Annotated in this window: 8 protein-coding genes and 1 pseudogene; 5 read left to right on the forward strand and 4 right to left on the reverse strand. The window is 64.3% G+C overall.

The window, feature by feature from the left end; translation table 11 throughout:
* Window positions 1-435 precede the first annotated feature (435 nt).
* Window positions 436-657, reverse strand: a complete 222-nt coding sequence (locus tag A3A5_RS0107675; protein ID WP_018310023.1) for a DUF2188 domain-containing protein — start codon at window positions 655-657, stop codon at window positions 436-438.
* A gap of 174 nt (window positions 658-831) precedes the next feature.
* On the opposite strand from A3A5_RS0107675, the pseudogene A3A5_RS37850 reads away from it, so the two are divergent.
* Window positions 832-1795 (forward strand): annotated as a pseudogene (locus A3A5_RS37850) (SOS response-associated peptidase family protein).
* 57 nt (window positions 1796-1852) lie between these two features.
* Complete coding sequence (locus A3A5_RS0107685; protein ID WP_018310024.1) at window positions 1853-2302, forward strand: zinc-finger-containing protein; 450 nt, start codon at window positions 1853-1855, stop codon at window positions 2300-2302.
* A gap of 68 nt (window positions 2303-2370) precedes the next feature.
* Here A3A5_RS0107685 and A3A5_RS0107690 read toward each other — a convergent pair whose 3' ends face one another.
* The 3 genes from A3A5_RS0107690 to imuA are packed head-to-tail and all read right to left on the reverse strand — an operon-like array spanning window position 2371 to window position 6500.
* Window positions 2371-4401 (reverse strand): PHP domain-containing protein, encoded by a 2031-nt coding sequence (locus A3A5_RS0107690; RefSeq protein ID WP_018310025.1) that lies wholly within the window; start codon window positions 4399-4401, stop codon window positions 2371-2373.
* Window positions 4402-4405: 4 nt separating this feature from the next.
* Window positions 4406-5869 carry a DNA polymerase Y family protein gene (locus tag A3A5_RS0107695; RefSeq protein WP_018310026.1) on the reverse strand — a complete coding sequence of 488 codons (1464 nt, stop codon included), beginning with the start codon at window positions 5867-5869 and terminating at the stop codon, window positions 4406-4408.
* Window positions 5796-6500, reverse strand: coding sequence for a translesion DNA synthesis-associated protein ImuA (gene imuA / locus A3A5_RS0107700; RefSeq protein ID WP_018310027.1), 705 nt, complete (start codon window positions 6498-6500; stop codon window positions 5796-5798). The genes A3A5_RS0107695 and imuA overlap by 74 nt, the downstream gene beginning before the upstream one ends.
* A 282-nt stretch (window positions 6501-6782) precedes the next feature.
* On the opposite strand from imuA, the gene A3A5_RS0107705 reads away from it, so the two are divergent.
* From A3A5_RS0107705 to A3A5_RS0107715, 3 genes are all read left to right on the forward strand, one after another.
* The gene (locus A3A5_RS0107705; RefSeq protein ID WP_018310028.1) at window positions 6783-7376 is read left to right on the forward strand and encodes a DUF6088 family protein; all 594 of its coding nucleotides are present in this window, start codon (window positions 6783-6785) and stop codon (window positions 7374-7376) included.
* Complete coding sequence (locus tag A3A5_RS0107710) at window positions 7369-8448, forward strand: nucleotidyl transferase AbiEii/AbiGii toxin family protein (RefSeq protein WP_018310029.1); 1080 nt, start codon at window positions 7369-7371, stop codon at window positions 8446-8448. The genes A3A5_RS0107705 and A3A5_RS0107710 overlap by 8 nt, the downstream gene beginning before the upstream one ends.
* A 370-nt stretch (window positions 8449-8818) precedes the next feature.
* A complete protein-coding gene (locus A3A5_RS0107715) occupies window positions 8819-9118 on the forward strand; it encodes an XRE family transcriptional regulator (protein WP_018310030.1) in 300 nt (99 codons plus the stop codon).
* Window positions 9119-9149 lie beyond the last annotated feature (31 nt).

Here is a 9149-nt window from a genome sequence, read left to right on the forward strand (position 1 = left end):
CAACTCGCACTCACTCTCTCCACGCTGTGTCGCAGTGTGGGCATTGGAGACGCCGAATTCATATAAGTTCCATCACGAACAGAACGCTACACTAGTAGGACACGCAACCGGCCTACAGCGAGTCCTGCGCTAGCCCCTTCTGTGCCGTCGAAGAATTCCCGCGCCCGGTGCACGAGCGCGCGGTGGCAATGGCAGCTGGCGAATGCGGCAGCTCAAATCTACAACCCCTGGGCATCGGGGCGCGGTTGGCGTGGCAGAAGGTGTTTCGGTAGTCACGATCAGCCTCCACTGATGGTTATGAGGATCGTGACATAAGTGGAGGCCTCGCGATTTGTACGGAATGTGCCCGTTCTGATCAGAAGCTCCGACCACATGCCACTGCGTTGGTGCAATTGGGCCAGCGTTGGCGCAGGAGGCGGCCGGCTGGCCATGACATCAGCCCGGGATGTCGCGTGGATCGTTGCCAAAGGAATTTCGCTCCCGGATCTGGCCGTCGCGGCCGTGGATCAGCAACTCAACCTTTTCCTGCTGCGCTTTCGCCGTACCGGCCGCGATCGCATCTTCCTGGCGCTCGAATTCCTGGCGCTGGCCGCTGCCTTCGTGCTCAATGGCCCAGCCGTCGCCGGCGGGTACTACGTGGATGTTCTTGCCCGGCATGTTCATCTCCTGGCGTGGTAATGCTGTTAGCGTCTGCTCGTCGCAGCAGTCCCGCTATCCGGCGCCGTCCGACAAGCCGAGTGCAATAGACGCCGCTTCGGCCCCGCACTTTTCGGATGCTCTTAGAATGGGCGGACGCGCATCCCCGGCGCGGGAACAGTTAGAGGAACCCGTATGTGCTACTCGGCGCAAATCCACGCAGACTTTCGAAAGTACCAAAGGCAATTTGGCGCATCGGTGAGTTTGGAATTGTTCGTCGAGCTGTTTTGGGAAAAGCGCCGAAGCGGCGACTGGTCCAAGCTGCCGAAGGCGATGCTTGCCCCCTTCACTTCGCCGGAGGGCGAAGCCGAACAGCGCACAACCGAACTGATCACGGCGGCGGAGCGTGAGCAAGCCACGGCGTTCGAGGCTGAACTGTTCCAACAGAAGACGCGGCTGGCCGGCGCCGAAAGGGCGCTCGCCACCAAGCCGACCAAGAAGGCACAGAACGACCAGCGCATCGCCACCGACAAAATCCAGCGCGCGCAGCGCAATCTGGCCTCTGCATCGCACCGAGCTGTTGGCGCGCGATTCACGCATCTTCCCGGGCTACTACGCGCCAGTTCTGGTCGTCCGCGAAGGCCAACTCACGGTGATTCCGATGCGCTACCAGTGTCGCCTGCCTGGCTGGACGGCGGCAATGGAACGGCAAAGGCCTGGAACTTACAACGCAAGAAAAGATAACCTCAAGAAGGCCTGGCGACAGCTGTATGGCTACCAGCACGGCATCCTGATCGTCAATGCCTTTTACGAAAACGTGACCCGCCATCGGATGGAACATCGCGAACTGGCGCCGGGGGAGAAGGAAGAGAATGTGGTACTGGAGTTCAGGCCGCAACCGCAGCAGGACATGCTGGTGGCGTGCCTGTGGTCGGTCAGCAAAGGGGAAGAGGGAGAGGCCGATCTTTACTCGTTCGCCGCCATTACCGACGAGCCGCCTGAAGAAGTGTCGGCTGCAGGCCATGACCGTTGCATCGTCCCGATCAAGCCCGAGCACGTGGCGGCCTGGTTGCATCCCGACGCCAGGAAATTGGCCGCAGTCGACGCCATTCTCGATGACCGCAACCAGCCGTACTACGAGCACCGTCTGGCCGCATAGCGGCGCCCTATCCCGTAGAATCCCTTATTCCTCAACTTGTGCTGCGAAGGTCCGTCGATGCGCGTTGGCCGCCCGATTCCCGCGCTTCCCCAGCCCGTCTGCGATAACTGCGACGCCAAGGCGAGTCTGGCCCGCGCCGGCGAGGAAACGTATCCCTATCTCGAAGACCATGGGCCGGTGTGGATTTGCGCCGCGTGTCAGGCCTGGATCGGCGTGCGGGCCCGCAGCAAGCACAACACGCCACTCGGTCGGCTGGCCAACGCGGCGTTGCGCGAGTGCAAAAGCCAGCTGCACGATGCGCTCGAGCCGTTGGTCGCGGCCAAGATGCGGCGCGATGGTGTCAATGCCTTCGAGGCCCGCGGCAAGGCGATGAAATGGCTCATTGCGGCGCTTGGTCTGGAGGTCGCGACGCCGAGCATTCACGCCTTGTCGCTGGAACAATGCGAGCAGGCGATCCGATACGTTGAGGAATTTCAAGCTTCCAGACGAGCGGATCGGCTCACTTGAACCAGGCGAGATGAGCGCCGTCACTGCAAGGCAAGTACTGGGATGCGGTTCGTTGCACCGACTCGCGGTTAGCAAAAGTTCCGGCTCCGCGTGTCGAGCTGGCCAAGCATCCACGACAGGTCCACGACGCGTTGCGCGATCAGGTGGCGTACCTCGCCCTCGCACTGCCACTGCCCATAGACGCCGACCAACGACGCACTCAGGATTTCCTTGCGGAACCGCTCCAGCACGGTGGGCCAGATGATCACGTTGATAACCCCCGTCTCATCCTCCAGCGTCATGAAGACCACGCCATTCGAGGTGCCCGGCCGCTGGCGCACAGTGACGATGCCGGCGCCGCGCGCAGCCTGGCGGGTGCGGTAAGTCGCCAAGGCAGATGCCGGCACGAAGCGCCGCACAGCCAGCATCGGGCGGAGCAGGGCAAGCGGGTGGCGGCGCAGCGTCAAGCCCATGGCGCGGTAGTCGCTGACAATCTCTTCGCCTTCCGTGGGCATCGCCAGGACGGTGGCATCCTCTGGCAGATCTGCCGGGCGCAGCAGATCCTTGTCAGGCACTGCGGCGGCCGCCTGCCACAGTGCCTGGCGGCGCCCGCCGGTGAGCGAATGCAGCGCATTGGCGCCAGCCAGCACCTGGATGTCATGCCGGTCCAGCCCGGCACGCGTGGCCAGGTCTCGCACCGACGCGAACGGGCGAATCGCCCGCGCCTCCTCGATGCGTTGCGCGGCCTCATTGCGCATGCCCCGCAGCAGAGAGAGGCCCAACCTAACGCCCGGGCGTGCGCCGCCGAGACTGCTTTCCAGTGATGAATCCCAGCCGCTGATGGCGACATCGGCGGGCAGCACTTCCACGCCATGCCGTTTGGCATCCTGGATCAGCTGCGAGGGCGTATAGAAGCCCATCGGCTGGCTATTGAGCATCGCACAGAGGAAGGCTTGCGGCTCATGGCACTTGAGCCAGGCACTGGCATAGACCAGCAACGCAAAGCTGGCCGCATGGCTCTCCGGGAAGCCATATTCGCCGAAGCCCTGGATTTGCCGGAAAATCCCTTCCGCGAACACGCGGGCAAAGGTGACGATGTCGTAAACGGTCAGGAAATAAAACTCATACGACATTTCGCGGATCAGGGCGAGCTCATGCTCAATCTGCTGCTGCACGGGGAGCGGGATGCCTTGCGGAAAGCGGCGGTGCGCACCGACAAAGGTCTCCGCACGCAGGTATTCCGCCGGCGTGACCCCCTCCGGCACCAGTTCGTCGGGATATTCGTAGCGCAGCTCGTCCAGCGAGAACTGGCACAGGTTGGCGATGTGGACCGATTCGGTCAGGTAGCGGTGGGGGTAGATGTTGGCGAGCCGCAACCGTGATCTCAGGTGCTGCTCGGCGTTGGGGGCGAGGTGGTAGCCGCACGCCGACACCGGGCGCCCGACCCGGACCGCGGTCAGCACGTCATGCAGGGGCTTGCGCGAACGCACGTGCAGGTTGATGTAGCCGGTGGCGACGATGCGCAGGTGGTGTGTTGCCGCCGCGGCTTCGACGGTGCCGCGATGGATGTCGTCCATGGGACGGTAGAGCAGGCTCAACCCCATCCAGGCCCGCCCAGCGAACGTGGCGCTGACCCACGCGGCCTGGGCGTCGAGCTTTTCGGCGGGGGTGGTGTAGTCCGGCGTGAAGACCACCAGGCAGTCTGGCAAGCCCTTCAAATGCTGGTGCGGGGCTTCGGGCATGGGCAGGTCGCGCGGCGTCAGCACATACGAGCCCTTGGCTGCCCGCATGCGCGCGAGCGTGATCAGCTCGCACAGATTGCCATAGCCCTCCCGGTTGCGGGCCAGCGCCACGAAGGACAGGGCGGGCGACCCATCGGCGTTCTGCAGGCGGAACGAAGCGCCCACCACCAGGCGAACACCCGCCTTCTTCGCCTCGATGTGCGCCCGCACGATGCCGGCGAGCGAGCATTCATCGGTGATGGCCAGCGCCTGGTAGCCCAGCTGCGCGGCGCGCTCGGCCAGCTCCTCCGGGCGCGAGGCGCCTGCAAGCAAGGTGAAATTCGACAGGCAATGCAGCTCCGCATAGGCGGGAAGGCCTGCACCATTGATCGCTGGCATCTCGTCACCCGAACAGGCCGTGCAGATACCAGCGCGCCGCGTCGCCTTCGCGGCTGCCCATGCGTTCCTGGAAGATCCAGTAGCAGGTGTGGTCGCGCGCCTCGGCCACGTAGTAGTCGCGTGTCACCAGTTCCCCGCCCCACCAGCCCGCTTCGATGCGCTCTGGCGGCGAGACCAGGCGCAGTGGCGAGCCGTAGAACGGCCGGTGGTCGCGCTCAAGCAGTGCGACCGGCTTGCCGAGCAGCCAGGTCGGCCGAGGCAGAGCCGCCGGCAGCGGCGAACGCACGGGCTTCTCGGTCGCCGGTTGCCAGCCATTGGCCACCTCCGGCCGGTAGTCGGGCTGAAGGCAGGGCTGGCGCACGTGGTCGGCGCCCAGACGCGCGACCAGCAGCTCCAGCAAGCGCGCATGGTCGGCGGGCGTGCCGCCAGGCTCGGGAAAGAGCGAATCGCTGGGCGGTGCCACCGGCTCGGTCTCGAGCGCGGACACCGCCACGGCAATCATCGGCGCTTCCACGGTGAGACGTGCCAGCCGCTCTTTCACCAGGCGAACGAGATGCTCTTCATGCCAGTTGGGTTCCGCCAGCGCGATCTCAAGCTTGGTCGGTGCAATGGCGGCGCGGCCGCGCTCATGGCGCAGTTCGACGCCAAAGCGTCGGATCGCCAGCTGCCTGGCGGTCAGCCAGCCCACCATCTGCACCAAGAGGCCGCGGACATATGCCAGTGCCGCCTCGGCGTTCTCCATCCGGTCGGGCAGGTCCACCGCGGCATCGAAGGCGGGCGGCGCCTCGGCCCATGCGAAGATTTCCGGGGCTTCGCCGTGCGCGCGGTCGAGCGCTGCGACGATGTCGCCACCGCACCGCCGCTGCAGGCCCGCGCGCGGCAACCGGTGCAGCTCGCCCAAGGTGCGGCAGCCGAGACCATCAAACCACTCTGTGAACGGGCGCGCCTCGGGCAGAACCTCGACCGGCAGGCTTGCAATCTTCCGTTGCAGCGCTGGCATGCGTAGCGCAATACCGCCCCCGGCGCGGGCCAGCAGCCAGGCCCCCTGCGCCGTTGGCGCGCAGCCTGCGGCTGCACGAAAACCCATGGCTTGTACGGTCGCTCGCATCCGGGCGCGCAGCTTGCGCGGTCCGCCAAAGAGCCGAAGCGTGGTGCTGACGTCGACCAGGACCGCGGCCTCGTCGGCCGCCACCACATTTGGCGAATACTGCAGCATCGCCATGGTGACGCGCGCCTGCGCCGCGGCTTCGGCGCAGCCGTCCCGCTCGTAGAGGATGGTCTGGGGCGCGATGGTCTGCACGCCGCCGCGGCGCATGTGCGGTCTGACGCCGGCGCTGACCGCCAGTGGCGAGGCCAGGTGCACGCGTTCGCGCTCGATGACGGCGACGGCCAGCTCAGTGGACCAGCTCGGCCGGAAGACTTCGAGCGGCAGGGACGGCAGGCGCAGGCAGATCCAGAGACGCAGCATGGCGGTACAGCAGAATGGGGGAGGGTTCCAGCGTCAGAAGCAAGGGCGACTCCTGCTGCGGCCCGCGACGTTTGACGAACTGGACGCGGATGCCGCCGGCGGCCGGCTCCAACGCCAGTCGCAACGGCGCGGGCGAGGCGTCCCGTGCGCAGGCGCTCGGGCGCACGACGAAGAACAACGTGTCCGATCCTTGTGCGGCCAGATGCAGCCGCCGCAGGGCGTCATTGCGCAGGTGCGACTGCCAGAGGATCAGGACGCCACAGGTTCCGGCGCGCAGCATCTGTTCGGCGGCCCACAAAGCGTCGGCCGTACGCTGGGCGTCGACCCAGAGCAGTTGTTCCGGCGGGATGCCCCAATTGGCCAGCGCCAGCGTTTGCGGGGCGTGCGGTGGCGTCAGCAGCGCGATCGGGCGACCGCTCCGGGCGGCCAGGGCAGGGCGCAGCAGGCGCAGTTCACCGATTCCGGGCTGGCGCTGGAGCAGTTCCGTCAGGCCCCCGATTGGCCACCCGCCGCCGGGCAATTCCTTGTCCAGCGATGGGTGTCCGGTCGACACGGCGCGGTCGTAGCCACGGGCCAGTTGCGAGGCGAGCCAGAGCGATGGATGGATGGTTTCGGGGGTGACTGTCAGCATGGGGGCTCCTGCTGACAGTCTACTGTATATTTATACAGTTGTCACCTGTACAAATCGGAGGCCGTCTGCGCCGTCAGTTGGGAGCACCGCTTACCGAGGTGGGAAACAGGCAGGGCACTGACTACCGTCCTGCCCTTATGCAGAAAACTGCGCTTTAACGAGCCATTTTATGCGCGAAACAGTACTATCATCCCCTGGGGCCCGCCGCCCTTGTCTGTCAGAAAAAAATACGTTATTTTCTGACATATGAAAGCGACTACACCGTCCGTTCCTGACAGGATCATGAGTCGCGCCCGTGCTGCCGGGCGTGGCGGGGTTTTCACGCCCAGTGACTTCCTGGACGTAGGGGGAAGGGCCGCCGTTGACCAGGCCCTTTCACGGTTGACGAAAGATGGAAAGCTCCGTCGTTTGGCGCGCGGCCTGTACGACTTTCCCAAGGTTCACCCGAAGCTTGGCCCGCTTTCGCCGGCGCCTGATGACGTGGCGCAAGCGCTCGCCCGGGAGACCGGGTCTCAAGTACAGATCGCCGGCGCACGCGCGGCAAATGTCTTGGGGCTGACCACGCAGGTTCCTGCGAAAACCACTTATCTGACCAACGGCCCCTCGCGCCGTGTCGTGCTCGGCAAGCGCGTCGTCGATCTACGGCATGCTTCGCCCAAGCATCTGATAGCTCCGGGCAGTGCGGCGGGCACCGTGTTTCAGGCGCTTCGTCATGTGGGGCCGGTGCGTGCGGCGGACGTTGTGCAAGTCGCAGCGTGTCGTCTGTCGGCCAGCGACAAGCGGACGCTCGCATCGACCGCGATCCAGGCGCCCGCCTGGATGCGACCGACCCTCGTATCGATTGCTAGCGCGGCAACGGGTGAGATCGATGGATAACGTCGCCAAGCTTCCGGCGGATGATCGAGCCGCTCTCTTTGGCGAAACTGGCGCCGGCCGAGGCGTCGCCAATACGATCATCGAAAAGGACTTCTGGGTCTGCTGGACGTTAAAGCGGCTGTTCGGCTTGCAGCGCCAGGACGCCGCGGCCCTCGTCTTCAAAGGCGGGACCTCGCTATCCAAGGCGTTCGGCGCCATCCGCCGCTTCTCCGAGGATATCGATCTGTCCTTCGATCGAGCCGACCTCGGCTACACGGGCGATCGCGATCCCGAAATGGAGGGCATCAGCCGGAAGCAAGCGAACCAGCTCATCAAAGATCTGATCAGCGATGTCGAGGACCATATCGCCCAGAAGCTGCTACCTGCGCTTCGAGCCGCGATCGTCGAGCAACTGGGCGAGCCGAGCCAAGGGCAGTCGTGGTCCCTGGAGATCGACACTGCCGACGCGCAGACGGTGAACTTCCATTATCCGATCGCACTACAGACCTCCAAATACGAGGGCATGGCTTACATCACCCCGCGGGTAAAGCTCGAGCTTGGCGCACGCGGTGATCCGTGGCCGACCGAGCAGCGAGTGATTCGCCCTTACGCGGCGGAGGACTATCCCAGCTTCTTCGAAGACTCCGCCTGTACAGTAACGGTCCTATCAGCACGGCGTACTTTCTGGGAGAAGGCCACTGCATTGCATGCGGAGGCACACCGCCCAATGGAGACACCGACACCACAGTATTTTTCGCGCCACTATTACGACCTCGCCTTGCTGCTCGACACGGAGGACGGGAAGCAGGCCGCAACCGACTTCGGGCTTCTCGCACAAGTGGTCACGCACAAAGCAACGTTTTTTCGGTCGAGCTGGGCGCGTTACGACCTCGCACGGCCCGGCACCTTGCAGCTCATCCCGGACGCGACGCGCATCAAGGACCTGCGCAATGACTACCGGGCGATGGCGCCAATGATGTTCGATGAGAACCCGCCTTCGTTCGACGATGTGCTTGCAAGGGTCGAGAACTTAGAACGAACCATCAACGGCTGGGCGCTGCAAAAACCGTCGGCGGGCTTGCTGCCGCGCTAGCTGCTTGTCGTCGATGAACCGCACAAAAGAAAGCCCTCGGCGTGCCATGCCGAGGGCGCAGATCTGCTGGCGGGTCGCAACCACCAGCGCAGTGATATTGCCATCGGGCGCTCCTACGCTTCCATCCCCCAATGTAGGGGTGCCCGCGGCCCAAGGTCTCACATGATTGCGAAGTGGATTTATATCACCTCTTGATGTGATCCGCCGTCGCGACGCGTCCGTGCAAGTGCCGCTCAGGGCCTTGGATGCCGTGACATTCTTGGTATTTCCCCGAGGTTGTCTTTACATTGCCTTCCCGGAATAATCGCGCCCTCAGCCACCGCCGTGCAGTGGCAGAAAGGGGTGGTTGTCTACAAGGAAAGGAGTCCAGGTGTTTCGCTTCGAGTATGGAACGAGCAATGTCTATGCGCAGCTAGGCTTCGCTGACGCAGAAGAAATCCCGCTTAAGGCGGGCATTGTGCGGGACATCACCGAACGGATTCGGGGCCGCGGACTGACGGTTTGCCAGGCCGCCATCCTCGTTGAAGCATCGCAAGTGGATCTGCTCTTGGCCCTTTGCGGAAAATTCCAAGCTTTTCGCGCGGCAGAACTACGCGGCTGGCTCAAGCGACTAAGGAACGTGCTCGAAATAACTTCCCGCTATGCGGCGTTCCGTGAGCGGATGCTGTAGTTCCACGCAGGCAAGGTTGAGTCGTACTCGA

Origin of the sequence: Cupriavidus sp. UYPR2.512, assembly GCF_000379565.1 — a bacterium.
Taxonomy (GTDB): Bacteria; Pseudomonadota; Gammaproteobacteria; order Burkholderiales; family Burkholderiaceae; genus Cupriavidus.